General features: G+C 73.4%; 20 protein-coding genes and 1 pseudogene. 16 read left to right on the top strand and 5 right to left on the bottom strand.

Annotated features, from left to right (window positions below):
* Nucleotides 1-26: 26 nt before the first annotated feature.
* The 4 genes from ABZ370_RS10045 to ABZ370_RS10030 form a co-directional block, all read right to left on the bottom strand.
* Entirely contained in the window at nt 27-1,025 is a 999-nt protein-coding gene (locus tag ABZ370_RS10045) for a DMT family transporter (protein ID WP_358618728.1), read from the bottom strand.
* Nucleotides 1,026-1,122: 97 nt separating this feature from the next.
* The gene (locus tag ABZ370_RS10040; protein WP_358618726.1) at nt 1,123-2,688 is read right to left on the bottom strand and encodes a phosphatase PAP2 family protein; all 1,566 of its coding nucleotides are present in this window, start codon (nt 2,686-2,688) and stop codon (nt 1,123-1,125) included.
* Nucleotides 2,689-2,768: 80 nt separating this feature from the next.
* Nucleotides 2,769-4,925 (bottom strand): glycoside hydrolase family 95-like protein, encoded by a 2,157-nt coding sequence (locus tag ABZ370_RS10035; protein ID WP_358618805.1) that lies wholly within the window; start codon nt 4,923-4,925, stop codon nt 2,769-2,771.
* A gap of 318 nt (nt 4,926-5,243) precedes the next feature.
* The gene (locus tag ABZ370_RS10030; protein ID WP_358618724.1) at nt 5,244-5,840 is read right to left on the bottom strand and encodes a TetR/AcrR family transcriptional regulator C-terminal domain-containing protein; all 597 of its coding nucleotides are present in this window, start codon (nt 5,838-5,840) and stop codon (nt 5,244-5,246) included.
* A gap of 95 nt (nt 5,841-5,935) precedes the next feature.
* Between ABZ370_RS10030 and ABZ370_RS10025 the strand changes: the two genes are divergently transcribed.
* Nucleotides 5,936-7,405 carry an FAD-dependent monooxygenase gene (locus tag ABZ370_RS10025; RefSeq protein WP_358618723.1) on the top strand — a complete coding sequence of 490 codons (1,470 nt, stop codon included), beginning with the start codon at nt 5,936-5,938 and terminating at the stop codon, nt 7,403-7,405.
* 6 nt (nt 7,406-7,411) lie between these two features.
* Here the strand turns inward: ABZ370_RS10025 and ABZ370_RS10020 are convergent, their stop codons facing one another.
* A complete protein-coding gene (locus ABZ370_RS10020; protein ID WP_358618803.1) occupies nt 7,412-8,314 on the bottom strand; it encodes a DUF3048 domain-containing protein in 903 nt (300 codons plus the stop codon).
* Nucleotides 8,315-8,602: 288 nt separating this feature from the next.
* Here ABZ370_RS10020 and ABZ370_RS10015 point away from each other — a divergent pair, with 288 nt between their 5' ends.
* The 15 genes and pseudogenes from ABZ370_RS10015 to ABZ370_RS09945 all read left to right on the top strand — a co-directional run bounded on the left by ABZ370_RS10015 (nt 8,603) and on the right by ABZ370_RS09945 (nt 26,886).
* Complete coding sequence (locus ABZ370_RS10015) at nt 8,603-8,773, top strand: hypothetical protein (RefSeq protein WP_358618721.1); 171 nt, start codon at nt 8,603-8,605, stop codon at nt 8,771-8,773.
* A gap of 553 nt (nt 8,774-9,326) precedes the next feature.
* On the top strand, nt 9,327-11,486 hold the full coding sequence (locus tag ABZ370_RS10010; protein ID WP_358618719.1) for a hypothetical protein: 2,160 nt from the start codon (nt 9,327-9,329) through the stop codon (nt 11,484-11,486).
* A 131-nt stretch (nt 11,487-11,617) separates the two neighbouring features.
* On the top strand, nt 11,618-13,117 hold the full coding sequence (pelF, locus tag ABZ370_RS10005; RefSeq protein ID WP_358618718.1) for a GT4 family glycosyltransferase PelF: 1,500 nt from the start codon (nt 11,618-11,620) through the stop codon (nt 13,115-13,117).
* Nucleotides 13,114-14,709 carry a hypothetical protein gene (locus ABZ370_RS10000; RefSeq protein ID WP_358618716.1) on the top strand — a complete coding sequence of 532 codons (1,596 nt, stop codon included), beginning with the start codon at nt 13,114-13,116 and terminating at the stop codon, nt 14,707-14,709. The genes pelF and ABZ370_RS10000 overlap by 4 nt, the downstream gene beginning before the upstream one ends.
* Before the next feature lie 62 nt (nt 14,710-14,771).
* Nucleotides 14,772-15,818 carry a GDP-mannose 4,6-dehydratase gene (locus tag ABZ370_RS09995; protein ID WP_358618714.1) on the top strand — a complete coding sequence of 349 codons (1,047 nt, stop codon included), beginning with the start codon at nt 14,772-14,774 and terminating at the stop codon, nt 15,816-15,818.
* 39 nt (nt 15,819-15,857) lie between these two features.
* Nucleotides 15,858-16,571, top strand: coding sequence for a sugar phosphate nucleotidyltransferase (locus ABZ370_RS09990; protein WP_358618712.1), 714 nt, complete (start codon nt 15,858-15,860; stop codon nt 16,569-16,571).
* 8 nt (nt 16,572-16,579) lie between these two features.
* The gene (locus ABZ370_RS09985; RefSeq protein ID WP_358618801.1) at nt 16,580-17,596 is read left to right on the top strand and encodes an NAD(P)-dependent oxidoreductase; all 1,017 of its coding nucleotides are present in this window, start codon (nt 16,580-16,582) and stop codon (nt 17,594-17,596) included.
* Nucleotides 17,593-18,267 (top strand): spherulation-specific family 4 protein, encoded by a 675-nt coding sequence (locus tag ABZ370_RS09980; RefSeq protein WP_358618710.1) that lies wholly within the window; start codon nt 17,593-17,595, stop codon nt 18,265-18,267. Before ABZ370_RS09985 ends, ABZ370_RS09980 begins: the two co-directional genes overlap by 4 nt.
* Complete coding sequence (locus tag ABZ370_RS09975) at nt 18,264-19,118, top strand: endo alpha-1,4 polygalactosaminidase (RefSeq protein WP_358618708.1); 855 nt, start codon at nt 18,264-18,266, stop codon at nt 19,116-19,118. The genes ABZ370_RS09980 and ABZ370_RS09975 overlap by 4 nt, the downstream gene beginning before the upstream one ends.
* Nucleotides 19,119-19,588: 470 nt before the next feature.
* Nucleotides 19,589-19,894: pseudogene (locus ABZ370_RS09970) on the top strand (cytochrome P450); the annotation flags it as partial.
* A 287-nt stretch (nt 19,895-20,181) separates the two neighbouring features.
* Complete coding sequence (locus ABZ370_RS09965) at nt 20,182-22,086, top strand: methylmalonyl-CoA mutase family protein (RefSeq protein ID WP_358618706.1); 1,905 nt, start codon at nt 20,182-20,184, stop codon at nt 22,084-22,086.
* Nucleotides 22,086-24,329, top strand: coding sequence for a methylmalonyl-CoA mutase (scpA, locus tag ABZ370_RS09960; RefSeq protein WP_358618704.1), 2,244 nt, complete (start codon nt 22,086-22,088; stop codon nt 24,327-24,329). The genes ABZ370_RS09965 and scpA overlap by 1 nt, the downstream gene beginning before the upstream one ends.
* Nucleotides 24,329-25,324 carry a methylmalonyl Co-A mutase-associated GTPase MeaB gene (gene meaB / locus ABZ370_RS09955; protein WP_358618703.1) on the top strand — a complete coding sequence of 332 codons (996 nt, stop codon included), beginning with the start codon at nt 24,329-24,331 and terminating at the stop codon, nt 25,322-25,324. The genes scpA and meaB overlap by 1 nt, the downstream gene beginning before the upstream one ends.
* Nucleotides 25,325-26,065 (top strand): (2Fe-2S)-binding protein, encoded by a 741-nt coding sequence (locus ABZ370_RS09950; RefSeq protein WP_358618701.1) that lies wholly within the window; start codon nt 25,325-25,327, stop codon nt 26,063-26,065.
* Between the two features lie 59 nt (nt 26,066-26,124).
* Nucleotides 26,125-26,886, top strand: coding sequence for an acyltransferase (locus ABZ370_RS09945; RefSeq protein WP_358618699.1), 762 nt, complete (start codon nt 26,125-26,127; stop codon nt 26,884-26,886).
* Nucleotides 26,887-26,919: the final 33 nt, after the last annotated feature.

Genomic DNA, 26,919 nt, shown 5'->3' with positions numbered 1-26,919 from the left:
CATCCGCCGCCGGCCGCGGTGACGCGCTATCCGTGGCTCTGGAGCACCGCCTCGCCGCGGTCGGGGGTGCGCCTGCGGGCCGGGTGACGGGGCCGGGGAATCCGGCGGGTCAGCCGGGGCAAGGCCGCCTCCGGGACCGGGGGACCGGGGGGCCGGTCGTCGGGACCGTCGTTCTCGGGCGGCCGGACCGTATCCGTCCCGGTCTCCGCGCCGTGCACCGTCAGCATCACCAGCCCCGTGCTCGCCACCAGCGCCGCGAGCACCGCCAGCAGGGTGCCCGGCGTGCCGTGCTGGAAGTGCTCGCCCAGCGCGGCGACGCCGACCGCCGTCGCCACCACGGGGTTGACCACCGTGGCCGTCGCGAGCGGCGAGGCCAGACCGGCCCCGTGGTACGACGCCTGGGACAGCAGCACCCCGGCACCGGCCAGCAGCCCGATCATGGCGAGGCTGGGCAGGACGTCGGCCCAGGAACCCCAGTTGCCCTCCACGGCGACGTTCTTGACGAACACCGAAGAGACGCCGAAGGAGGTCCCCGCGGCGGTGGCCAGCAGCACCGCGCGCAGCCCGCCCGGCCGCAGCCACCGCGCGATCAGCGCCAGCGCCGCGATGGCGGAGAGCGTGACCACGGCCAGCGTGATCCGCTCCCCGTCCGACAGCGCCTGGGACCGCGACGAACCGGTCAGCGAGAGCAGCCCGGCCAGGCCCGCGGTGGCCAGCACCGCCCCCCGCCACCCGGCCGCGCCGACCGGGCGCCGTACGAACATCGCCGCCATCGGCAGCGCGAAGACGATGGTGAGGGCGCCCAGCGGCTGCACCACGCTCAGCGTCCCGTAGGCCAGCGCGATCACATGGAGGACCGCCCCGGCCCCGTTCAGGCTCACCGCGGTCCACCAGCTCCCGCGCCGCAGCGGGCCGGTGGTGTGCAGCGGCGTCGTCGCCGCGACATGCTCCTGGAGGATGGCCCCGGCGGCGTAACACACCGAGGAGGCCAGTGCCAGCAGCACAGAGAGCGCGAGCGAGGTCACGTCGAGGCCCCCTGGGCCGATCCGTCAACGTCCATACTCTCATCCTTGACGGTCGGACCCCGCTCCGTCGTCGTCCTTGAGCACAGACTTTCGCGTACTACTTGCGTAGTACGGCACGCCACCACTTCGCCTTCGCGGCGGCTGTGCGGGCCCGCTGCAGCAGTTCGTTCTGCGGCTGCGCGGGCCGGTAGACGGTGAGCGCGGCGGGCCGCTTGTCGATCAGCAGCGCCTGCGCGGGCTCCGCCGCGATCTCGCCGTCGTAGGCGCGGGTGTCCAGGGCGTGCAGGCCGGAGAGGCGCAGCTGCCGCATCCGGCGGGTCGTATAGACGCGCGAACGCCCCAGCGTGCCGGTGAGCACCGAGAACAGCAGCCGGGTCCGGGCCAGCGGCTGGTCGCCGTCGATGGCCCGGACATCGAGCAGCCCGTCGTCCAGCTGCTGGCGGTACGCGGGCGCGAACCCCTCGGGGGAGTAGCCGCCGTTGCCGATGAACAGCACCCACAGCCGCCGCGGATGCCCGTTGACCTCGATCTCCATGGGGGTGGCCGTACGCAGCGTCCGGCCGAGCGCGACGGCGGCCGCGGGCCACTTGCCGAGCCGGTCCTCCAGGCTTTCGCGAATCCGCACCAGCTCGGGGTAGAAGCCGAGGCTGAAGGTGTTGACGAAGTGACTGGGCCCCTCTCCCGGGGCTCCTCCGGCCAGCGGGGTGGCCCGGGCGAGGTCCACGGCGACCGCGTCGCCCTCGGTCACGGCGTGCGCGGTGTCCTCGAAGTTCGGTACGCCGATGTCCAGCGCGAAGTGGTCGAGGGTGCCGCCGGGGAAGACGGCGAGCGGCAGCCCGCGCTCGCAGGCGAGCGTGGCCGCCGCGTTGACGCTGCCGTCCCCGCCGCAGATCCCCAGCGCCCCGGCCCGTTCCGTGGCCCGGCGGGCGGCCTGGCCGAGCAGCGTCATGAAGTCGTCTTCGGGCCCGCACTCCAGGACCTCGGCCGCGGGCAGCAGCAGTCGCAGCTGCTCGGCGTCGGTGAACCCGCCCGCGACCGGGCTGTTGCCCGCACTGTGGTTGACGACCACGAACAGCCCCTCGCCCTTGGGCATGGCGGGCGCCGAGACCCGCGGCCGGGCCTGCGCCGGGACCTCCGGGCGCGCGGGCCACCAGCGGCGGGTGAGCGCGGCCGCCCCGATCCCCAGGGCGACCCCGGCCACCACATCGCTGGGGTAGTGGACGCCCACATAGACCCGGGAGACGGCGACGGCGGCGGCGAGCGGGGCGACCAGGGTGCCGTACCGGGACGACTCGATGGCGACCCCGGTCGCGAAGGCGGCCGCGGAGGCGGAGTGCCCGGAGGGGAAGGAACTCGTCCAGGGCTGCTGCCGGAGCCGCCGGACCAGCGGCACCCCGTCCATCACCGGACGGCGGCGCTCCACGGTCCACTTCACCACCAGGTTCGACGCCAGCGAGGCGGCCGCGAGCGAGCCGACGCCCCGCAGCGCCGCCCGCCGCGCGGTGCGCCCGCCCACGGTCGCGAGCACCCCGGCCGTGCCCAACCACAGCTTGCCGTGATCGGCGGCCCGGCTCAGCCGGGGCAGCAGGGGATGAGCGCCGCGCAGCCGGCCGGCCGCGACCCGCGCGAACAGCTGCCGGTCGATGTCACTGATCGGTCCCATGCATCATGGGTAACCCGGAATGGCCGCGGCACGCCTCACCGGCGCGCGATGTGATCCATCCCCCTCGCCCCGACGTGGCGTCAGGACGCGGGGAGCCCCCAGCGCGGCGCCGCCTCGTTCGGCGCGACCGGCCGGACCGTCATGTCCGGGTGATCGCCGCGCGCCGTGATCACCGCTTCGTGCCCCCTGCCCAGCGCGATACGGATCGTTCCGGCGCCGACGTGCTCGTATGACAGCCGCCGCCCGCGCTCGTCGTGCACCTCGATGCTGCCGGGCAGGGAATGCCGTACGACGCAGGGCGCGCCCGCCTCGCTGCGCAGCCGCACCCAGCGGGTCACCCCGCCCTCGCGCGCGGCGCTCAGCAGGAACGCGCCCTGGGTGCGGAAGTCGTGCACCATGAGCGCGCGCCAGGCGGCGGGCAGCGCGGGGAAGACCCGGATCACCCCGCCCCAGCTCTGGCACACCATGTCGTGCAGCGACTGGGCGGCCGACAGCGGGGTCTCGATGACCGGGCCCGACTCCTTGTAGAGGGTGTTCGGCTGGATGAAGCGGGTCATCAGCTCGCCCAGGTACTTCAGCGCGTCCTCGCCGCGGCCCATCTGCGCGGACATCGAGGCGGCGCCGGTGAAGGTGTAGCCCTGCAGCGCGCCCTCGAAGCCGACCCAGTGCTTCAGGGACTTCTCGATCAGCTCGCGCTGGTCCGGGTCCTCCCACGTCACCTCGTACAGCGGATAGACCGCGAGCATATGGGAGTAGTGGCGGTGCGACTTGGCGAACGGAACCCCCGCGCCGATCATGAAGCCGTTCTCGTCGACCGGGTACGGGGTGAGCTTGGTGAGCACCTCCCGCCAGCGCCGCGCCGACGGGTCGTCGACGCCGAGGATCTTCGCCGAGTCGAGGAGCGTGGCGCAGCCCCAGCGCAGCAGCATCAGGTCGTAGTTGCAGTCCGGGGCGTTCACCCCGTACTCGGGCGAGAAGGTGGCGGGCAGATGCAGCTTGCCGTCGCTGCCGGGGGTGAGGAAGTGGAGGTAGTACGCCACGGCCTTGCGCAGAAGGGGGAAGACCACGTCCCGGAGGATCGAGAGGTCCATGGTGTGGCGGTAGCTGAGCCACACGTTGTGCAGCGCCCAGGTGAGGTTGCCGACCTCGGGGGTGGGCGGGTCCTGGCCGGGTATGCCGACGGCGAAGCCGCCGTTCGCCACCGCGCCGCCGTTGACCAGCCGCATGTCGGTGGTGCGCGGGATGCCCGCCGAGTCCTTGCGGTACGGGGCGTCGAGCTGGTTGGAGAGGTTGTCGCGGAACTCGCCGAGGGCGCGGGTCACGGCGTCCAGCTCCAGGTGGTTGGAGCCGTGGATCAGCCAGTACTCCAGCTGCACATTGAGGTTCCACCAGGTGGCGGGCCACGGTGTGGACTCCAGCCACGGCCCGCTGGTGGCCATCACGGGCGCGTCGGCGCGGGCCGCCGAGGCCACCTTGTAGAGCTGAATCCAGTAGAAGCGCTGGAGGCGGGCGTCGGGGAGCGAGAGGAAGCTCTTGCGGTAGTACGCGCGCCACCATGTGCGGTGGGTGTGCGCCAGCGCGTCGTACGGCAGCGCCGACGCGGACCGGACGGCCTTCAGCGCCCGGTCGCGGGCGGTGGTGCGGGGGTGGGAGTGCGCGACGGTGACATAGAGGGTGCGGCGGCCGGAGCGGGTGCGCTCGCGCCAGGCCGTCACATGCTGCCCGCCTGCGAGCAGTGGCTGTACGGCGGCCCGGACGCCCTGGTGGTTTTCGACGGTGGCCGGGGGATTGCCGGTGTAGCCGTCGGGGATGGGTTTGAACGCGACGCGCGGGCTGATGGCCTCGGCCGGATGGAACACCCAGCGGAAATCCGTCTCGCCACGGGTGGGGGTGACCTCGATGGCCATGACCGAGCGGGAGTTGTGGACCAGGGCGCGCAGCGTCAGCGTGCCCTGGTCGGTGGTGATCGTGCCGGTCAGCTCCGCGTCGCGCAGGCGCAGCCGCCAGTCGACGGCCTTGATCGTGCCGACCGGCTCCAGGGTGAAGTGGCCGATCGGAAGCCGGGCGAGCCCGAAGAGGGAGCCGAACTCGGGGCGGTGGTCCTGTACCTCGGTGTGCTGGACGTTGAAGCGGACGGCCCCCGGCGTGTCCGGGTCGGCGTAGATGCCGGAGCCCAGGCGGGCGTTGCCGAGGTAGGGGCCCTCGTACCAGGTCTGCGGCAGCTTCTGCCAGACCATGTCGGCGTCGTCGAGGACGGTGGTCCAGGGGTCGGGGGAGGAGGTCCGGGGGACGGTGTCCGGGGCCGCGACGGCGGCCGTGGCCGGAGTGGTGAGCCCGATCGTGCCGGCGGCCATGGCACCACCGACGACGGTCCTTCTGGTGGGTGCGGTCACGTACGTGCCTCCAGTTCCTCGGGCTGAACCCCTGGCATGATGCAGCCCTTTCGGAGGAACGGGAACCCCTCGCGCACCATAAACATCGGATGGGCTGGCCGGGCTGGTGCGGAGAAATGGGCCGGGTGCCCTCCCGGAGTGGTCATACCTCGGATCTTCTGGCTACGCCTCGGTCTCCCGTCCGCTGACGATGAGGCCGAGGCCATGCCGGAAGCGGTCCTCGAAGTCGCCGAAGTGTCCGACGACGGCGGCGAGCGAGGGATAGCGGTCGGCGGTGGCCGCGCGCAGCAGCCGGTCCATGCCGCCGGGCGCCCGGGCGGCCTGTTCCTCCTGGGTGAGGCCGAGGGTGAAGTAGACCAGCGACCAGGTCCGCCACCCGGCCTCGGCGGGGGTGTGGCCGCCGTCGAGGAACGCGCCGATCAGGGCGTCCGCGAAGCGCAGTGTGTGGTCCTCGGCGACATGCGTCCCGGCCATGACCCGGGCGCCGTCGCGCCGGGCGAGCAGGGCCGAGCGGTAGCGGTGGGCCAGGGTGTGCGCCCGTTCGTCCCAGGGCTCGGGGAGCGGGGCGCCCGCGCAGTCGGCGAGCATCGCGTCGGCCATCAGCTCCAGCAGCCGGGGCTTGCTGGAAGCGTGCCAGTACACGGTGTTGAGCTGGACGCCCAGCCGCTCGGCCACCTTGCGCATCGTGAGCTTGTCGAGCCCCGCCTCGTCGAGCAGTTCCAGCGCCGCCGTCACCACGGCCGTGCGGTCCAGGGCCATTGCCGCCGTCTCCCTTCGCTTGCGTCTTGATCCTGGATCAAGTCTACTGGGGCCACCGCATTGATCCAGGATCAAGAGAATCGTGGAGGGTTACCGTGCCGAACGATGTCGTGGTGGTGGGGGCCGGACCGGTCGGGCTGCTGCTCGCCGCCGAACTGCGGCTGGCGGGCGTGTCCGTCACCGTCATCGAGCGCGCCGCCGAGCGCAGCCCGCACTCCAAGGCTCTGACGCTCCATCCGCGCACCCTGGAGGTGCTGGCGATGCGCGGGCTCGCCGACCGGTTCGTCCGCGAGGGCACGCCGCTGCCCACCGGCCACTACGCGGGGCTCCCGGCCCGGCTGGACTTCTCCGTACTGGACACCCGCTTCCCGTACACCCTGGTGCTGCCCCAACTCCGCACCGAGCAGCTGCTGGAGGAGCGGTTGCGCGCGCTCGGCGGCGAGATCCGATGGGAGCACCGGGCGCTGGCGGTACGGCAGGACGAGGGCGGCGCCGAGGTGGACGTGGACGGCCCGGACGGCCGCCACACCCTGCGCGCGGGGTGGGTGGTGGGCTGTGACGGGGCCGGAAGCACCGTACGGACCGCGAGCGGCATCGGCTTCCCCGGCACTCCGGCCACCACGACCGGCTTCCTCGGCGATGTGGTGCTGGACGAGCCGCCGAACGTCCCGTCGGTGACCAACGAGCACGGCGGCATCCTGATCGTCCCGCTGGGCGACGGCCATCACCGCATCGCGGGCTCCGGCCGGGAGTCCGCCACCCGGCCCGCCTCCGAATCCTTCACCCTCGACGAGCTGCGCGCGGCCGTGCGCGCCATCGCGGGCACGGACTTCGGGATGCGGGCGCCCCGTTGGCTCTCCCGGTTCGGCAACGCCGCCCGGCAGGCGGCCCATTACCGCGAGGGCCGGGTCCTGCTCGCGGGGGACGCGGCGCATATGCACATGCCGATGGGCGGCCAGGGGCTGAACGTCGGGCTCCAGGACGCCTTCAACCTCGGCTGGAAGCTGGCCGCGCAATGCCGGGGCAGCGCCCCCGCCGGGCTGCTGGACAGCTACCACGCCGAGCGGTATCCGGTGGGCGCCGCGCTCCTGGAGAACACCCAGGCGCAGACCGCCATGGGCGCCGTCTACACCGAGGACACGCGCGCCCTGCGCGCCGTCTTCAGCGACATCCTCGCCACGCATCCGGCGGTGAACCGGCAGCTCGCCGGGCAGATCTCCGCGCTGGACGTGGCCTACCCGGCCCCGGCCGGAGCCGCCCCCCTGGCGGGCCTCCGCGCCCCCGACGTGGGGTTGGAGGGCGCGGCCGCGCCGAGCCTGTACCCGCTGCTGGGCGACGGGCGGTTCGTCCTGCTGGACCTCGGCGGCGAGGGCGCCGCCGCCGAGGTGATGGCCCTCGCCGAGCGGGCCGCCGGGGGAGCGGACGGGGTCCGGGTGGTCACCGCCCGCCGGGCCACCGGGCACCGGGGCTGGGAGGACTTGCGGACCGTTCTGGTGCGGCCGGACGGCCATATCGCCTGGACTGCCGCCGCGATCCCCTCGACCCCCGCCCTGTCCACCAGGTGAGACGGATCAACGGGCCGCGAACACCACCCACACCGGGCCCGGCGCGAACGTCATCCGGTCGCCGTCCGTGGTCGTGAAGGTGGTGCCGCCTCCCGCACCCGGCCGTGACCAGCGGGTCTCGTACGCCTTGCCGCCGCGCAGCACCAGCGCGGTGCCCGACCCGACCGTCTTGGTGAAGGGCGTGACGCTGCCGAGCACATCGTGGAAACGCGACGGGCGGACCGTCGTGTACTGCACGACGACCGTGGCGGCGCCCAGCCGTCCGCCGTCGGTGGTGCGGGCCGGGGCGCCGTCCATCGCCACCAGCCACCGCTTGTCCGCGGCGGACCAGGTGAAGGTGAAGCCCGCGGACGGGTAGCGCACCGTTTGCCGGGCCCTCGGCTGGCCGCCCGGCGGCGCGGCGCCGAAGCGGAAGCCGATGTCCGAGGCGTCCGAGGCGTGCGGGGCCGCGCGCAGCGCGGCCTTGGGGCGCACATAGAGATTGTGCGGCGCGGGGTGTTCGGTACCGCGGAAGTATGCGCTGGGCGCCGCACCGGGCGGCAGCGGATACAGCGGCGCGGCGTCCACGGCGGACCGCAGCGCCGACTGGACGCCCGAGTACGCGAGCGCCGGGCGCCCGAACTGGCGCAGCAGGTCGAGGTCGCTCTCGCGGGCGCTGCGCACCGGCCCCACGGTGGCGGGCAACCGGCTGGAGAAGACCGCGAGCATGCGGCTCAGCCCGCCCTCCACCTGCTCGACGTAGATGATGTCGGCCGCGCCGAGGCCGGTGTGGGGGCGGGCCTGGCTCGCGTTGTCGATCTTCACGGCGAGGACGGGCGCGGGCCTGGCGGGTTGCCCGGTGAACGGGGAGCGGCCGCGCTCCACGGTCCGGTCCGGGCCCTTCCGGCCGCCCTGGCAGCCGCTCAGCACGGCGAGCACGGCGAGCACGAGGAGCGCCGCGAGCAGCGGGGTCGCGGCGCGGGCGGCGGTCCGTGACCCCGTCACCCGTTCGGCGGACGTTCGACTGACATCGGCGCACCCCCTCCCGTCCCAGCTCACCATGGATGAAGACCTGCGGCCACTTGGCACGGAGCATTCGGCCGGGGTGTTCGTTTCTTGTCAGGCATCGTCCAGTCCTTGGGAATCGACGCGCGGAGCCTTCAAGTGCTCGTTAACCTGACGACAGATCTGGTTCAGCCGACCACGAAGGAGTGTGCGGTGACCCCCGAGCAGACGATGAGCGACGAGTCACGCGCGGAGAGCGGCAGGCGGCGGGCGGAGCCGTCGGAGGTGGGCAGTCTGGAGGTGTGGGCACGCTCCGCCCCGATCCGTCTCGCCGGTTACGAGGACGACCTGGCCGAGCCACATATCCTCCAGAGTGTGGACTGAGCGGCACCGCCGATTCGCTTCAATGCCGAACAATTCGGACGGCCGTCATTCAGCCGATTTCGGCGCGGCCCAGGAGGGGTGATACCCCCGCTGTGCAGCAGGAACAGACATTCGAAGGCTTTGGCCAAGGCTGAAAATCCGATCAGGCGCCACAAGGGGTGTCCGATCCTCACGCCTCCTTCACATGTGTGAAGCAGGGGTCGAGGGGCTGCGCCCACGAGCGATGAAAACCGGCCACCGCAGGCCCGTCGATGGCGTGTTGTGTGGCGTTCGTGGAGTCGATCTACGTCGGGATGGCGCAAGATATGGACTGCGCGGCCTCGGCTTCGGCCGCGCAGCCGCTCCGGACGACGACGTCAGTGAGGCGGCGACAGGGGGAGAGACATCAGCCGCCGGGGAGGGGAGCCCCGGCCGCGTGAAGCCGTTCATCTGAGGATCACTCATCGCTCATTCCGCCTCGGCACGCCGCCATCCGGCGTGTCGACGCGCGTCATTCACCGGTCGGCGCCGCGCCCTGCGCGGCTGCCCCTGGGGGGAGTTCACCATGGGTCGGATGACCCGGCCCGCCGCGGCATGCGCCGCTGCGGTCCTGCTGACGGCATTCGCTCCGGCGCTCACCGCGAGCGCCGCCACGACGCCGAGAATCGACCTGCGGGTCCTGGTCCTGGACGACCACGGCCCCGCGACCGCCGCCATCACTGCCGAACTCGACGGCTCCGGCACCCCGTACACCACGGTCGATCTCACCGCCTCCGGGCGCTCGCGAATCGACGCCGCGTTCCTCAGCGACACCGTCGACGGACGGCCGCGCGCCAAATTCCAGGCGGTCGTGGTCCCCAACGACAATCCGTTCGGGGACGGTTCGGCGGAAATGGCCGCGCTCACCGCGTACGAGAAGAAGTTCGGCATCCGCCAGGTGGACGCGTACGCCTACGCCCGCCCGGCCGTCGGCCTCAACTACCCGCAGGACCCCGGGTACGCCGGATCGCTGGACGGACGCACCGCGAAGGTGACCCCGTCCGGCGCCTCGGGCCCGTTCGGCTACCTCGACGGCACCATCCCGTTCGAGGACAACGACCCCAAGGTGACCGAGAGTTACGGCTATCTGTCCGTCCCGCTGGAGCGGCAGGCCGACGGCGCCACCTACACCAGCTATGTGGACGCGCCCATCCCCGGCAGCTCGGCGCGAGGCTCGCTGGTCGGCGAGTACGCCCACGACGGGCGCCGCGAGCTGGTCGTCACCTTCGTCTACAACCAGTACCAGAGCCAGTTCCGGCTGCTGGCCCGCGGCATCGTCGAGTGGCTGACCCAGGGCATCCACCTGGGAGCCGACCGCAACTACCTCGCCGTCCACGTCGACGACGTGTTCGCCGCCGACGACCGCTGGGACACCGAACTCAACTGCACCCCCGGCGACATCGACTGCGGCACCGCGGGCAACGGCGTCGAGAACGACCCGATCCGGACGACCGCCGCCGACGCGAGTTACGCCAAGCAGTGGTCCACCAGCCACGGCTTCACCCTGGACCTCGCCTTCAACGGCGGCGGCAGCGAGGCCTACAAGGACGAGAACGGCGGCAGCGACCCGCTCGCCCAGCAACTCGTCGCCGACCAGGGCTCCTTCCGCTGGATCAACCACACCTACAACCACCCCTTCCTGGGCTGTGTGCAGGACACCACCGTCGTCCCGTGGAAGTGCGCCACCACCCTCCTCGGCACCACCCGCTACGTCGGTCTGACCGACATCTCCGGGCAGATCAACGACAACCTCACCTGGGCGGGCCGCCAGAACCTCGCCGTCGACAAGACCGAACTGGTCACCGGCGAGCACTCGGGCCTCAAAACCCTGCCGCAGCAGCCGAACGACAACCCCAACCTGTCCCTCGCCCTCGGCCTCGCCGGTGTCACCTCGCTGGGCAGCGACGCCTCCCGGGAGACGGACCAGCGCACCGTCGGCTCCGCCACCACCGTGCCGCGCCACCCGATGAACATCTTCTACAACGCCGGGCGCGCCGCCGAGCAGGCCGACGAGTACAACTGGATCTACGCGAAGAAGGCCGACGGGGGCAGCGGGGCGTGCGAGGGCTCCTCGGCCACCACCTGCCTGGACGCCCCGCTGGACACCGCCACCGGCTACGGCTCGTACATCGTGCCGCTGGAGTCCAAGATCGCGCTCGGCCATGTGCTGGCCAACGACCCGCGTCCGCACTACGTCCACCAGTCGAACCTGGCCGAGGAGCGGATCGTCTACCCGGTGCTGGAGAAGACCCTGGGCGCCTACGAGGGCCTCTTCGCCGACAACACCCCGCTCGTCAACCTGCGGATGAAGGACGTCGGCGAGGAGCTGCACAAGCGCGCCGCCTGGGACAGCGCCCTGTCCGCCGGGCGCGTCACCGCGTACCGCATCGGCGACACCATCACCGTCACCGCGCCCAGCGGCACCCAGGCCCCGGCCACCCTGCCCGCCGGTACCCAAGCGACCCAGACCGGCAACGCCACCGCCTTCGGCAGCGCCTACGCCGGGCTGCGTTCTGGCTGGGCCACGCCCGCCCTCGGCCGGATCACCTTCACCCTGCCCGGCGACGCGGTCCCGGCCGACCCCTCCGGCGCGGCGCCCGCCCTGCGCGCCGCCGCGCCCGCCGACCGGCTGCCCGTCCCGGCCGGGGTGCGCGACCCGGTGCCGTACGGACCCGGCGACACCAGCCGCGACTGACGGCCCGCGCCGTCCGCGACTGACGGTTCGCGCCATCCGCGATTGACGGCCCGCGCCGTCCATCCGTCCGTAGCACCTTCCCTCACCCGCCGCCGTCCGTACGGCGCCGTCCCCGGAGAGACCGAACCGACATGCGAGGACCGTTCGCCGAGCCCCCGGCCGGCACTGTCTCGGTGACCCTGCTCACCGAGGGCACCTACCCGCACGGCCACGGCGGCGTCAGCGTGTGGTGCGACCAACTCGTGCGCGGCATGCCGGACATCGGCTTCCGGGTCATCGCGGTGACCGGCACCGGGCGGGAGCCGCTCGCCTGGCAGCTGCCCGCCCAGGTGGGCGGCGTGGACTGCGTGCCGCTGTGGGGCCCGCCCCCGGCGGTCCGGGCGCGCGCCCCGCGCGGGCGGGAGATGCGGACGTTCCTGGCCGGGTACGAGCGGTTTCTGCTCGCCCTGCTCGACCCGGCCCAGGAACACGCCTTCGCCCCGGAGCTGTACCGGCTCGCCGAGTACGCCGAACGCGGCACCCTCTCCGCGGCGCTGGCCTCGGAGTCCGCGGCCCGCGCCCTGGCCCGAATATGGACCCGGCCGCACCTGCCCACCGCGGCCGCCCGCCCCACTCTGCACGACGCGCTGACCGCGACCGACCTGCTGGAACACGCCCTGCGCCCGCTCGCCGCCCGGCCCCCGGCCGAGGGTGTCGCGCACGCGGTGAGCGGCGGACTCGCGGTGCTGCCGGGCCTGGTGGCCCGGGAGCGGTACGGCACCCCGTTCCTGCTCACCGAGCACGGCGTCTATCTGCGCGAGCGCTACCTCGGCTTCCGCACCGAACCGTACAGCTGGCCGGTCAAGTCGCTGCTGCTCGGCTTCTTCCGGCTGCTGGCGGCCGAGAGCTACCGGCGCGCCGCGCTCGTCACCCCCGGCAACCGCTACAACCGGCGCTGGGAGGAGCACGGCGGCACCCCGCCGGAGCGCATCCGCACCGTGTACAACGGCGTGGACCCGGCCGCCTTCCCGCCCGCCGGACCCGAACCCGGCGTCCCCACTCTGAGCTGGGCGGGCCGCGTCGACCCGATCAAGGACCTGGAGACGCTGATCCGCGCCTTCGCCTTGGTGCGCAAGGAGTTGCCCGACGCGCGGCTGCGCCTCTTCGGCGGCACACCGCGCGGCGCGGAGGGCTACCGCGACGGATGCCAGTCGCTCGCCGTGGAGCTGGGCGTGTCCGACGCCGTCACCTTCGAGGGGCGGGTGGAGGACATCCGGGACGCCTACGCGGCGGGCAACGTGGTGATGCTCTCCAGCATCAGCGAAGGCTTCCCCTTCACCCTCATCGAGGCCATGTCCTGCGGCCGCGCCACCGTCTCGACCGACGTGGGCGGCGTACGAGAGGCGGTCGGCGACAGCGGTCTCGTCGTCCCGCCCCGCGACCCGGAGCGCATGGCGCGGGCGGCGCTCACGCTGCTCGGCGACCCGGCCCTGCGGTCCGGGATGGGGGAGGCGGCCCGGCTGCGGGTGATCGAACAGTTCACCCTGCGCCAGACCATCAGCGCCTTCCGCGAGATCTACCAGGAGCTGGACGCGACGTCCCGGGGCACCGCCGCTCCGGAGATGGCGCTGGTCGCGGGAGGTACGGCATGAGTGGCCCGCTGCGGCTCGTACCGCCCGGCCCGGCCGCTTCCGCACCGTCGCCGCGCCCCGGGGCGCGCCCGCGCAGACGGCCCCGCTGGGCCGAGGACGGCCACGACGACACCCTCGTGCTGCGGCGGCCCGCGCCGGTGCACACCGCCGATCCCGCGCCGCGTCCTGCGGGCGCGCCTCCCGCGAGCGTGCGCCCCACGTCCCGCGTCGGCGGCCCCGCGCGGCCGCGCTGGGCCCACGACCCGGTCGACGAACTCATCGCCGACCGGGGTGAGTTGATCGCCGAAGCCGTCCACCCCGACGAGATCGCCGCCGTACTGGAGGCCGACGGGCTGACCGGGGAGCAGGTGCGGGAGCGCTTCGGGCGCCGGGACACCTTCGAGCTGGCCGCCGAGCTGTACGCACGCGTACCGCGCCGCCACCCCGAACCGCCGCCGCGCACCGACCCCTGGGCCGCCCACCCCGGCCGGTTCCTGTTCCGCGGGCTGGTGTTCGCCCTGCCCGGGCTCGGCTACGCCCTGGGCTCGCCGTTTCTCAGCGGCCCGCCCGATGTTCTCGGGCTGCCCGCCGGAAGCGGTGCGCTCACGGCCTCCGCGCTGGTCGGCTGGGCGTGGAACCAGGCGCTCGCCCACCGTGCGTACACCCGGCTGGCGTCGGGTGGCCGTGCGGCGGCCGGGCGGTGCCTGCGCCTCGGCGCGCCGCTGGGCGCGGTGCTCGCGTGGCTGGCCGCGCTGCTGCTTCCCGCCCCCGGTGCGGCGCTGGCCTTCGCGGCGGGGCAGTCGGCCTATCTGGCGGCGGCCACGGCACTGCTCGTCCTCGGCAAGGAACGGCTGCTGCCACTCGCGCTGCTGCCGACGGCGGTGGGCGCGGGCCTTACGCTCGCTGTCGAACTGCCGCCCTGGGTACGGGTGTTGGCGCTGCTCGCCACCGTCGGCGCGGTGCTGACGGCCGCCACCCGCGCGACCGTACGGGCCATCGGGACCGACCCGGTGAACGACGCGGCCCCGCCGCGGGCCGCCTCGCTGCCCTACGGGCTGTTCGGGCTCGGGTGCGCCGTGCTCACCACCGTGGCCGCGCTCGGCGACATGGTGCGGTACGGCGCCGGGGCCGCGCTGGCCGGTGCCGTGGTGATCGCGCTGACCCTCAGCATGGGCGCCGCCGAATGGCTGCTCCACCGCTGCCGGGGGCTCGCGCTCGCCGCGCTCGCCCGGAGCACCGGCCCGGCCGGTCTGCGGCTGCGCGCCGCCCGGGTGCTCGGGCTCTGCCTGGGCGGATACCTCGCCGCCCTGACCGCGCTCGTGCTCACCACCCACGCGCTGTGGCCCGCCGCGTCCTCGGCGCTGGGAGGCGCCCGGCTGCTCGCCGTCCTGGCCCTCGGGGCGGTGCTGTGGACCGGGCTGCTGCTCCAGGCGTTCGGCAGCGCCTGGCCCTCCGCCGTGGTGTGCCTGGCCGCGGCCGGGGCCGAAACCGCGGCACTCGCGCTGAAGATCTCCGCTCCGGCGATCGTCCAACTCGCGGTCTGCGGCGCGGCGTCGGCCGTTCTGCTGGCCTTCGCCACCGCACTGCTCGGCCGGATCACCACGCACCGCTGAGCCACCTTTCACCTCTCTCCGAGCACCACCACAACACCCCGCAACAGAAGTGGAGTTCCCGCATGTCCGAGAACAGGTCCGGAAACAGGTCCGAAGACACCCAGAGTCCGGCCGCCGCCACCCCTGTCGCCGTCACCGGCGCGGAGGGGTTCATCGGCTCGCACCTGGTCGAGGCGCTGGTCGCCACCGGCCACCGGGTGCGCGCGATGGTGCAGTACAACTCCTTCTCCGACTTCGGCTGGCTGGAGACCCTGCCCAAGGACGTGCTGTCCGAGGTCGACGTCGTCCTCGGCGACGTCCGCGACCCCGGGTCCGTCACCGGCCTGGTCAAGGGCGCCGAGGCGGTCTACCACCTCGCCGCGCTCATCGCGATCCCGTACTCGTACCGCGCCCCGCACTCGTACGTCGACACCAACGTCACCGGCACCCTCAACGTGCTGGAGGCCGTGCGCCATCTGGAGATCCCGCGTCTGGTCCACACCTCCACCAGCGAGACGTACGGCACCGCGCAGACCGTCCCGATCACCGAGGACCACCCCATCAACACCCAGTCCCCGTACGCCGCTTCGAAGGCGGGCGGCGACCGGCTGGCCGACAGCTACCACGCGAGTTTCGGCACCCCCGTGGTCACCCTGCGGCCGTTCAACACCTTCGGCCCGCGCCAGTCCATGCGCGCCGTCATCCCGACCGTGATCGGCCAGGTGGCCGCCGGACAGCGCACCGTCACCCTCGGGGATCTGCGCCCCACCCGCGACTTCACCTTCGTCAAGGACACCGCGGCCGCCTTCCTCGCCGTCGGCACCGCGCCCGCCGCGGACGTGGTCGGCCGCACCTTCAACGCGGGCACCGGCGGGGAGATCTCGGTCGGCGACCTGGTGACCCTCGTCGGCAAGCTGATGGACACCGACCTCGACGTCCGCGAGGACGCCCAGCGCGTACGCCCCGCCGACTCCGAGGTGATGCGGCTGGTGTGCGACGCCACCCGGCTGCGCGCCGCGACCGGCTGGGCCCCGGCCCACAGCCTCGAAGACGGCCTTGAGCACACCATCGCCTTCTTCCGCGACCCGGCGAACCTCGCCCGCTACAAGACCGACATCTACAACGTCTGAACCACTTCCACCTTCATCACCGGAGAGGAACCCCACCCCATGCACGCAGTCATCCTGGCCGGAGGCAAAGGCGTCCGGCTGCGGCCGTACACCACCGCCCTGCCCAAGCCGCTCGTCCCGATCGGCGAGCAGCACGCGATCCTGGAGATCGTGATGCGCCAGCTCTCGGCCGCCGGTTTCACCAGCTGCACGCTGGCCATCGGCCACCTGGGCCACATCATCCGGGCCTACGTCGGCAACGGCTCCCAGTGGGGGCTGCGCGTCGGATACGCCACCGAGGACAGCCCGCTGGGCACCATGGGCCCGCTGCTCACCATGCTCGACCGGCTGCCCGAGCACTTCCTCGCGATGAACGGGGACATCCTCACCGACCTCGACTTCGGCGACGTGCTGCGCAAACAGCAGGAAGCCGACGCCCCGCTGACGATCGCGACCTACGCTCGTCAGGTGAAGATCGACTTCGGGGTGCTCAACACCGACCAGGGCCGGGTGGTCGGCTTCTCCGAGAAGCCGAGCATGGACTACCGCGTCTCCATGGGCGTCTACGGCGTCTCCCGCGACGCCCTCGCCCGCTACACCCCGGGCCTGCCGCTGGGCTTCGACGAACTGGTGCTGGACCTGCTGGAGGCCGGGACCCCGCCGCAGGCGTACGAGTTCGACGGCTACTGGCTGGACATCGGGCGGCCCGACGACTACGACCGGGCCAACGCCGAGTTCGACGCCCGCCGCGGCATGCTGATCAAGGGAGCGTGAGCAGGCCCGTGCGCATCCTCGTACTGGGCGCCACCGGTTTCCTCGGCGGGCACACCGTCCGGCATCTGCGCGCCCTGTCCGGCGTGCGGGTGCTGGTCGGCGCCCGCCCGTCCGGCGCCGCGCCGAACCCCGCGCTGCGGCCCGATCCGACCCCTGGCCCGGTCCCCGGCCCGACCCCTGGCGTGGTCCCCGGCCCGGCCCCCGATCTGACCGTCGACCTGGCCACCGCCGACCCGGCCGAACTGGCCGACGCCCTGCGGGCCCTCGCCCCCGACGCCGTGATCAACTGCGCGGGCGCGGTCGGCGGCGGCGCGGTGGCGCTCGCCGGGACCAACGCCCGCGGCCCGGCCGTCCTGTGCGACGCGCTGGCGGCCGCCGCCCCCGGGGCCCGCCTCGTCCACCTCGGCTCGGCGGCCGAGTACGGGGCGGGCGAGCCCGGCCGCCCCCTCGGCGAGGCCGCGCCCGCCCGGCCGCTCGGCATGTACGGCGCGACCAAGCTGGCCGGTACCCTCGCCGTCCTCGACTCGGGTCTGGACGCCGTGGTCTTGAGGGTCTTCAACCCGCTCGGCCCCGGCTCACCGGCCGCGAGCCTGCCCGGCCGGCTCGCCGCCGAGCTGCGGCTCGCGATGCGGGACGCCGCTGACGGTGCCGACGGGCCGGACGCGACCGTCCGCGTCGGGGATCTGTCGGCCCACCGCGACTTCGTGGACGTGCGCGACGTCGCCCGGGCCGCCGGGCTCGCCGCCACCGAGCCCGGCGAACTCCCGCGCCTCCTCAACATCGGCGGCGGCATGGCCCGTCCGGTGCGAGAGGTGGCCGAGGGGCTGGTGAGGGAGAGCGGCTTCCTCGGCCGCATCGAGGAGAGGGGCGGCGGCTCCGCCCGCTCGGCCGCCGTTTCCTGGCAGCAAGCGGACATCGGGGCCGCCGGGCGGCTGCTCGGCTGGCAGCCCCGGTACTCCTTCGCCGACGCGCTGACCGGTCTGTGGGCGGCGAGCAAGGACCCGGCCGAAACGCCCGCCCGGTGACGGTCCATCAGCGCCGTCTGCTCGTACCCCTGTACGTCCACCCGGCGGTCGATCCGCACCCCTGGCGGGTGCTGGAGAAGGCCGCCGGGCGGCTGTACGGCGTCATCCTCAACCTGGCGGACGGGCCGGGCAGCCGCCCCGACCCGGTGTTCGCCGAGGCCGCCGGGCGGCTGCGCGCCGCGGGGGCGCCGTTGCTCGGGTACGTCGACACCGCGTACGGCCGCCGCCGGGTGGGCGCCGTGCTCACCGACATCCGGCGGTATCGCCGCTGGTACGGCGTGGACGGCGTGTTCCTCGACCGGACCGCGGCGGACGCCGCGACGCTGCCCCGCTACCGGCGGCTGGCGCTGGCGTCCCGGGTGCTGGGCGCCCGTACGGTCGTGTTCAACCCCGGCACCCACCCCGATCCGCGCTACGCCGCCCTGGCCGACCTGCTGGTCACCTTCGAAGGCCGGTGGGACACCTACCGGCAGGCCGAGGTGCCGGGCTGGACCGCCACCCATCCGCCGGGACGTTTCTGCCATCTGGTGTACGACGTGCCCGGCGGGCGGGCCGGGCAGGTGGGCCGTACCGCCCGGGCGCGCGGCGCCGCCGTGCACTGCGCGGTGCCCGGAGCGGGCGCCAACCCCTGGCGGTCGGCGCCCGACGAGCTGCAGGAGGCGCCCCGATGACGGCACGGACGGTAGGGGCAGTGCAGACGGCACGGGCAAGGGGGAGGGCGCGGCGCGTGACGGCGGCGCTGATCGCCGTCCTGCTGCTGATCCTGACCGGATGCTCGGGCGGCGGTTCGCCGGACCCCGGCGGCGACCGGCCGTCGCGGCCCCCGCGCTGGCAGCCCCGCCCCGGCACCGCCTGGCAGTGGCAGCTGGCGGGCCGGATCGACGAGTCGGTCGACGTGCCCGTCTACGACATCGACGGCTTCGAGAACTCCGCCCGGACCGTCGCCCGGCTGCACGCCCGGGGCCGCAAGGTGATCTGCTACATCAACGTCGGCGCCTGGGAGAACTTCCGCCCCGACCACGCCGCCTTCCCCCGCTCCCTGCTGGGCCGGGGCAACGGCTGGCGGGGCGAACGCTGGCTGGACATCCGGCGGCTGTCCGTCCTGCGCCCGCTCATGGCCGAGCGGATGGACATGTGCCGGGAGAAGGGCTTCGACGCGGTGGAGCCCGATCTGACCGAGGGGTACCGCAACCGCACCGGCTTCCCGCTCACCGCCGCCCATCAGCTCGCCTACAACCGCGCGATGGCGCGGCTGGCCCATGACCGGGGCCTGGCCATCGGCCTCAAGAACGACCTGGGCCAGATCCACCAGCTGGTGGGGGACTTCGACTTCGCGGTCAACGAGGAATGCGCCCAGTACGACGAGTGCGACAAGCTCACCCCGTTCATCCGGCGGGAAAAGGCTGTCTTCCACGCCGAATACGCCCTGAAGCCGGGGGCCTTCTGCCGGACCGCGAAGCGGCTGGGGCTCAGCTCGATGCAGAAGCGGCTGGACCTGGACCCCTGGCGTCGCCCCTGCTGACCGCCGCGTCCCCGAGATCGCGCGTGTCAAGGCCCAAGCCGCCCGGTGCGGGGATTGGCAACTTGCTGCCGAAGGGGAAGCGGCGGCGCTCTGACGCGGTTTGCTGATTCAAGCAGACAGACACGGCCTGCGGCCGAGAACGGGAGAACGGGGGAGGGGAACCAAGGACGAGGTGGCCCTGGACGGGGGTCGGGGCCACCCGTGGCGCAGGCGGCGTCGGGGAGATTCAGCCCCGGCGCCGCCTCCCGGCCACCGCATCGGACGACGGCCCTAAGGTCTGGAGCCATGCCGAACACCGCCGAGACCGTCGAGACTGCCGACACGACCGCCGCCGACACGACCGGCGCCACCAACGTCACCGGCGCCGCCGAGACCGCCGTGCTGATCGAAGATCTGTATCCGGCCCTGGCCGCGCTGCGGGAGGCGGGCCCGGTCCACCGGATCGCCGGTACCGACGGCCGCCCCGCCTGCACCCCGTACTCCTCAAGGAGCTGCGCGAGGACCCCACGCGCGTCCCGGCCGCCTTCGACGAGCTGGCCCATTTCGAGGCCCCGGACGCGCTCAATCCACATATTGGCCGATCCGGGCACCTTGCGCTCGGTCACGGCATCCACTACTGCCTCGGCGCACCGCTGGCCCGGCTGGAGACCGATATCGCTCTGGCCACGCTGTTGTCCCGTTTTCCGGGGCTGCGGCTGGACGTGCCGAGGGAGCGGCTGCGGTGGCGTCCCTCGATGCGCGCACATGGCCTGATCTCGCTCCCCGTGGCCTGGTGAACGGGGAAGCGAACAGATTTTTGATGCATAACCCCCGGCGGATGCGGTAAAAAGGTCATCGAGCCCGCCCGGTGTGCATCCCCCGTCGCACCGGGCGGGCCTTTGTGTTGCACGCACCCGCTTTTGCGCTGAGCGCATCCGCCGCGGTGGCACGGCAACCCCTACGGCCCCCATAAACCCCGGACTTACCGACGGGTAATCGGGCGGAACCGGGCATCCAGGTCCGAGAGTAAGCTCACACCCTCCCCTCCGCTGCGGCTTTAGCCCAGGCCATTAGCCTCACCTTCATGACGGTCCTGCCCGACGGGCTTCCCCTAGCCGATGAATTCCCGGATGTGACACGAGACGAGTGGCATCGCCTCGTGGAAGGCGTGCTGCGTAAAACCGGCGCGTCGGATGCCACGGGCGCCGCAGCCGAAGCGGCCCTCGCGACCGAGGTCGAGGACGGCATCACCGTCCGCCCGCTCTACACCTCCGAGGACGCCCCCCAAGGCCCCGGGCACGGCCACACCGGTTACCCCGGCTTCGCCCCGTATCTGCGCGGCGCGCGCGCCGCCGGGTCCGCGGTCACCGGCTGGGACGTACGCCAGCGGCACGCCCACCCGGACGCGGGCGCCACCAACCGGGCGGTGCTCGCGGACCTGGAGAACGGCGCCGGGTCGGTGTGGCTGGCCGTCGGCGAGGGCGGGGTGGCCGTCGACGCGCTGCCCGAGGCCCTGGCCGGTGTCTACCTCGACCTCGCGCCCGTCGTCCTCGACGCGGGCGCCGACTTCGAGGCCGCCGGGCGCGCCCTGCTGCGGCTGTACGCCGACCGCCAGGTGCCGCCGCACGCGGCGCTCGGCAACCTGGGCGCCGACCCGCTGGGCCTGGTGGCCCGCACCGGCCGGGACGCGGACCTGCCCGCCCATCTGGCCGCCGCCGCCGACCTGGCGGTCGCCTGCTACCGCGACCACCAGGGCGTACGGGCCCTCACCGTGGACGCGCTGCCGTACCACGAGGCCGGTGGCGGGGTGGCCCAGGAGCTGGGCTGCTCGCTGGCCGCCGGAGTGGCGTATCTGCGCGCGCTGACCGGGGCCGGGATGACGGTCGGGGCGGCCTGCGCCGAGCTGGAGTTCCGTTACGCGGCCACCGCCGACCAGTTCACCACCATCGCCAAGCTGCGCGCCGCCAGGCGGCTGTGGGCGCGGGTGGCGGAGGCGAGCGGGGTGGCGGCGGCCGCACCGTCGTGCGCCCAGCGCCAGCACGCCGTCACGTCGCCGGTGATGATGACCCGGCGCGACCCCTGGGTGAACATGCTCCGCACCACCGTGGCGAGCCTGGCCGCCGGGGTCGGCGGCGCCGACGCGGTCACGGTGCTGCCGTTCGACAGCGCGATCGGCCTGCCGGACGACTTCGCCCGCCGTATCGCCCGCAACACCTCCACGATCCTGCTGGAGGAGTCGGGGCTGGCCCGGGTGATCGACCCGGCCGGTGGCTCCTGGTACGTCGAGTCGCTGACCGACGAGATCTGCCGCGCCGCGTGGGCCTGGTTCCAGGAGATCGAGCGGGCCGGGGGACTGGCCGCCGCCCTCGCCTCCGGCCTGGTGCGCGACCGGCTGGCCGCCACCTGGGAGCGCCGCTCGCGCGACCTGGCCCGCCGCAAGGAACCGATCACCGGCGTGAGCGAGTTCCCCAACCTGGCCGAGCCGCCGGTCGAGCGTGCCGCCGCGCCCGAGCGCCCCGGCGGCGGCCTGCCGAGGGTGCGCCGCGACGAGGCGTACGAGGCGCTGCGCGCCCGCTCGGACGCGCAACTGGCCGCCACGGGCGCCCGGCCCCGGGTATTCCTGGCCGCGCTGGGACCGGCGGCCGTGCACACCGCCCGGGCCTCCTTCGCCGTCAACCTCTTCCAGGCGGGCGGCATCGAGGCCGTGCAGGAACCGGCCACGGTCGACGCGGAGTCGGTGGCGGAGGCGTTCGCCGCGAGCGGCGCGGCGGTGGCCTGCCTGTGCTCCGGCGACAAGGTGTACGCGGAGCAGGCGGCGGCCGTCGCCGAGCGGCTGAAGGCCGCCGGGGCGGCCCGGGTCCTGCTGGCCGGGCGGCCTGGGACACTTCAGGACGAGTACGAGCGGGCCGGGGTGGACGGATACGTCTTCGCCGGCTGCGACGCGGTCGAGGTGCTGTCCTCGGCTCTGGACATCATGGGGGTGCGGTGATGGGCGGCAGTCCGGAGGAAGCGGGCACGATCCCGGATTTCTCGGCCGTCGAGTTCGACGGTCCGGCCGACGAGGCGGCGTCCGGCGGTGGCGGTTCCGCCGCCTGGGCCGCCGCGGTGCAGGACAGCGTCGGCAAGGGCGTCGAGGACCTGGTGTGGGACACCCCCGAGGGCATCGGCGTCAAACCGCTGTACACCGCGGAGGACCTGGACGGCCTGGATTTCCTGGGCACCTACCCGGGCGTGGCGCCGTATCTGCGCGGCCCGTACCCGACGATGTACGTCAACCAGCCCTGGACGATCCGGCAGTACGCGGGCTTCTCCACCGCGGAGGAGTCCAACGCGTTCTACCGCCGCAACCTGGCGGCCGGTCAGAAGGGCCTGTCGGTCGCCTTCGACCTGCCCACCCACCGCGGCTACGACAGCGACCACCCCCGGGTCACCGGGGACGTCGGCATGGCGGGCGTGGCCATCGACTCGATCTACGACATGCGGCAGCTCTTCGACGGCATCCCGCTGGACCGGATGTCGGTGTCGATGACGATGAACGGCGCGGTGCTGCCCATCCTCGCGCTCTACATCGTGGCCGCCGAGGAGCAGGGCGTACCGCCCGAGAAGCTGGCCGGGACCATTCAGAACGACATCCTCAAGGAGTTCATGGTCCGCAACACCTACATCTATCCGCCGCAGCCGTCGATGCGGATCATCTCCGACATCTTCGCCTTCACCTCGCAGCGGATGCCGCGCTACAACTCCATCTCCATCTCCGGCTACCACATACAGGAGGCCGGGGCCACCGCCGACCTGGAGCTGGCGTACACCCTCGCGGACGGGGTGGAGTACCTGCGGGCCGGACTCGAAGCCGGGATGGACGTCGACGCGTTCGCGCCGAGGCTGTCGTTCTTCTGGGCGATCGGCATGAACTTCTTCATGGAGATCGCCAAGCTGCGGGCGGCGCGGCTGCTGTGGGCCAAGCTGGTCAAGCAGTTCGACCCGAAGAACCCCAAGTCGCTGTCGCTGCGCACCCATTCGCAGACCTCCGGCTGGTCGCTGACCGCGCAGGACGTCTTCAACAACGTGACCCGTACGTGTGTCGAGGCCATGGCCGCCACCCAGGGCCACACCCAGTCGCTGCACACCAACGCCCTGGACGAGGCCCTCGCCCTGCCCACCGACTTCTCCGCCCGTATCGCCCGCAACACCCAGCTGCTGATCCAGCAGGAGTCGGGCACCACGCGGTCGATCGACCCGTGGGGCGGCAGCGCGTACGTCGAGAAGCTGACGCACGACCTGGCGCGGCGGGCCTGGCAGCACATCGAGGAGGTCGAGGCGGCCGGTGGCATGGCCAAGGCCATCGACGCGGGCATCCCCAAGCTGCGCGTCGAGGAGGCCGCGGCCCGCACCCAGGCGCGGATCGACTCCGGCCGTCAGCCGGTGATCGGGGTCAACAAGTATCGGCCCGAAAGCGGCAGCGACGAGCAGATCGAGGTCCGAGCGGTCGACAACTCCTCGGTGCGCGCCGAGCAGCTGGAGAAGCTGCGGCGGCTGCGTGCCGAGCGCGACGAGACCGTCTGCCAGGACGCGCTGCGCGCGCTCACCGCCGCCGCCGAGTCCGGCCCGGGCACGGGGCTGGAAGGCAACCTCCTGGCGCTCGCCGTGGACGCCGCCCGCGCCAAGGCCACCGTCGGGGAGATCTCCGACGCGCTGGAGAAGGTCTATGGCCGCCACTCCGGCCAGATCCGTACGATCTCCGGTGTGTATCGAGACGAGGCCGGACCGTCGTCCGGTGTGGACCGCACCCGTGCGCTGGTGGAGAAGTTCGAGAGCGCCGAGGGCCGCCGCCCCCGCATCCTGGTCGCCAAGATGGGCCAGGACGGGCACGACCGCGGCCAGAAGGTGATCGCGACCGCCTTCGCCGACCTGGGCTTCGACGTCGACGTCGGCCCGCTGTTCCAGACGCCGGAGGAGGTCGCCCGGCAGGCGGTGGAGGCCGATGTGCACATCGTCGGCGTCTCGTCGCTGGCCGCCGGACACCTCACGCTGGTGCCCGCGCTGCGCGAGCAGCTGGCCGAGGCGGGGCGCGAGGACATCACCGTCGTCGTCGGGGGCGTCATCCCCCCGCAGGACGTCCAGACCCTGCACGAGGCCGGTGCCGCCGCCGTCTTCCTGCCGGGCACGGTCATCCCGGACGCCGCCCACGACCTGGTACGGAAGCTGGCCGCCGATCTCGGCCACGAGCTGTAATGCCGCGGACGATCGACATCGAGGAGTACGCCAAGGGCGTGCTCGACGGCAAGCGCGCGTACATCGCCCGTGCCATCACCCTCGTCGAGTCGACCCGGGCCGACCACCGCGACCTGGCCCAGCGGCTGCTGGTCGAGCTGCTGCCGCACACCGGCGGGGCGCGGCGGGTCGGCATCAGCGGGGTGCCGGGGGTGGGCAAGTCGACCTTCATCGACGCCCTGGGCACCATGCTCACCGGGCTCGGCCACAAGGTGGCGGTGCTCGCCGTCGATCCGTCCTCCAGCCGTACCGGCGGCTCCATCCTGGGCGACAAGACCCGGATGGAGCGGCTGGCCGTCGACCGACACGCCTTCGTACGGCCCTCGCCGAGCGCCGGGACGCTCGGCGGGGTCGCCCGCGCCACCCGCGAGTCCATGGTGGTGATGGAGGCCGCGGGCTACGACGTGGTGCTCGTGGAGACCGTCGGGGTGGGCCAGTCCGAGACCGCCGTGGCGGGCATGGTCGACAGCTTTCTGCTGCTCTCCCTGGCCCGTACCGGTGATCAGCTGCAGGGCATCAAGAAGGGCGTCCTGGAGCTGGCCGACGTCGTCACCATCAACAAGGCGGACGGTTCGCACGCCCGGGACGCCAAGTCCGCGGCCCGTGAACTCGCGGGTGCGCTGCGGCTGTTGCAGCCCCCGGAGGCCCCGTGGAACCCGCCGGTGCTCACCTGCTCGGCGCGCGAGAACACCGGGCTCGATGTGGTGTGGGAGCGGCTGGAGCAGCACCGCCGGGTGCTGGAGGCCACCGGTGCGCTGGAGGCCAAGCGCCGCGACCAGCAGGTCGGCTGGACCTGGTCCATGGTCCGTGACCAGCTGCTCGCGCGGCTGCACGCCCACCCCGGGGTGCGCCGCCTCGCGCCCGGTCTCGAACAGGACGTCCGCGACGGCACGCTGACGGCGACGCTGGCGGCGGACCGGCTGCTGGCGGCGTTCCGTACCCCGGCCGACGACTGAGTGGCGGGCGTGGCGTGGGCCGCAGAGGTGGGGCCGTTCTTCGCCCTGCGCACCGGCCCCGCCTCGGGCGATCCGGGCGAGCAGGGGTACGCGCGGATCGGCGAGGCCTACCGGCTGACGGGCGAGAGCGCTGTCGGAGGCGAGGGCGCTGCCGCGCCACTGCTGCGCGGGCGGGTGGAGGCGGTCGCCGCGAGTCTGGGCACCGACGAGCCGAGGGTCGCGGCCTCCCTCGCCTTCCAGGGGCTCGCCGCCCGCGTATGGTCGCTCGCGCTCGGCCCCGCGGCCCTCTCCGGGGCGGTGTTCGACCTCCGCCCCGACCAGCTGTGGTGGAACCCCGCCCGTACCGCCCCCGACGACCTGTGGTGGCCCGGCCCGCCACGGGTGATGGGCGAACCGGGCGGGCTCGCCGGGCAGCTGGCCGACGCCGCGTACGCGCATCTGACGCCGCTGCACCGCGCCGTCGGCCGCGCGTACCGGGTCTCGGACCGGCTGCTGTGGGGCAACGCCGCGTCGGCGCTGGTGGGTTCGCTGCGGGTGCTGCACGACTGGTGCCGGGCGCGGGGCCTGGACGAGGCGGGGGAGCGGGCGGTGGCCGTGGCCCGCGCCCAGTTCGGGTACCCGCCGCTGTGCGACGCGGGGGAGTTGACCACCGCGCCCCTCGCCTTCCGTCGCCGCACCTGCTGCCTGTACTACCGGGTGCCGGGCGGTGGCCTGTGCGGTGACTGTGTCCTGCGGCGGTGACCGCGTACCGCGGTGGTGATCGCGTACCGCGGCGGGCGGCGGCCGGATACGGTGTGTACATGCCGAAGAACGAGAACGTGTTCTCATCCTGGCGGGCGTGGCGCCGCCGCGCCACCTCCCGGATCACGTCCCGGATGGTGCACCGCGGATGGCGCGCCGTCCAGCGTGCCGGAGCGGTGACCGCCGACCGGCCCGGCCCGTACCGCTTCGGCCACATCGGCATCGGCACCCGGCTGGCGTTCCCCCAGGGCACCGTCTTCGGCGAGCCGTGGATCGAACTCGGCGACCACTGCGTCATCGGCGAACAGGTCACGCTCACCGTCGGCATGATGCCCGGCCTCGACCTCGGCCCCGGCCCCATCCTGCGATTCGGCAACGGCGTGGTCCTCGGCCGCGGCAGCCATGTCATCGCCTCCCGGGACGTGGTGTTCGGCGACGATGTGTTCTGCGGCCCGTACATCTACGTGACCAGCGACAACCATTCGTACGACGACCCCGACCAGCCCATCGGCAGGCAGTGGCCGCGCTCCGCCCCCGTCGAGATCGGCTCCGGAAGCTGGCTGGGCGCGGGCGCGGTGATCCTGCCCGGGGCGCGGCTGGGCCGCAATGTCGTCGTCGCGGCCGGAGCGGTCGTCCGGGGCGAGGTGCCCGACCACGCCGTGGTCGCCGGGGCGCCCGCCCGCGTCATCCGGCGCTGGGCCCCCGAGGACGGCTGGCAGCCGCCGCTGCGGACGCCCCCGCCCGAGCCGATACCGGCCGGCATGACCGCCGAGCAGCTGCTCGCGCTCGCCGAGGCGGAGCCGGAGGCGGGACCGTCGTAGCAGGTCAGTAAAGTGCCGGGGGGACTGCCCCTG

The sequence above is a fragment of the Streptomyces sp. NPDC005962 genome (assembly GCF_040629205.1).
In the GTDB taxonomy this organism is placed as follows: domain Bacteria; phylum Actinomycetota; class Actinomycetes; order Streptomycetales; family Streptomycetaceae; genus Streptomyces.
Note: the sequence above shows the minus strand (reverse complement) of the source record. Positions and strands in the feature narration are given on the sequence as shown.

Coding starts and splice junctions, on each gene's coding strand:
- ABZ370_RS10035 (WP_358618805.1), bottom strand. CDS start 4,925: ATGGTCTGGCAGAAGCTGCCGCAGACCTGGTACGAGGGCCCCTACCTC.
- ABZ370_RS10040 (WP_358618726.1), bottom strand. CDS start 2,688: ATGGGACCGATCAGTGACATCGACCGGCAGCTGTTCGCGCGGGTCGCG.
- pelF (WP_358618718.1), top strand. CDS start 11,618: ATGCGAGGACCGTTCGCCGAGCCCCCGGCCGGCACTGTCTCGGTGACC.
- scpA (WP_358618704.1), top strand. CDS start 22,086: ATGGGCGGCAGTCCGGAGGAAGCGGGCACGATCCCGGATTTCTCGGCC.
- ABZ370_RS10030 (WP_358618724.1), bottom strand. CDS start 5,840: ATGGCCCTGGACCGCACGGCCGTGGTGACGGCGGCGCTGGAACTGCTC.
- ABZ370_RS09975 (WP_358618708.1), top strand. CDS start 18,264: ATGACGGCACGGACGGTAGGGGCAGTGCAGACGGCACGGGCAAGGGGG.
- ABZ370_RS09965 (WP_358618706.1), top strand. CDS start 20,182: ATGACGGTCCTGCCCGACGGGCTTCCCCTAGCCGATGAATTCCCGGAT.
- ABZ370_RS09945 (WP_358618699.1), top strand. CDS start 26,125: ATGCCGAAGAACGAGAACGTGTTCTCATCCTGGCGGGCGTGGCGCCGC.
- meaB (WP_358618703.1), top strand. CDS start 24,329: ATGCCGCGGACGATCGACATCGAGGAGTACGCCAAGGGCGTGCTCGAC.
- ABZ370_RS09995 (WP_358618714.1), top strand. CDS start 14,772: ATGTCCGAGAACAGGTCCGGAAACAGGTCCGAAGACACCCAGAGTCCG.
- ABZ370_RS10010 (WP_358618719.1), top strand. CDS start 9,327: ATGACCCGGCCCGCCGCGGCATGCGCCGCTGCGGTCCTGCTGACGGCA.
- ABZ370_RS10000 (WP_358618716.1), top strand. CDS start 13,114: ATGAGTGGCCCGCTGCGGCTCGTACCGCCCGGCCCGGCCGCTTCCGCA.
- ABZ370_RS09990 (WP_358618712.1), top strand. CDS start 15,858: ATGCACGCAGTCATCCTGGCCGGAGGCAAAGGCGTCCGGCTGCGGCCG.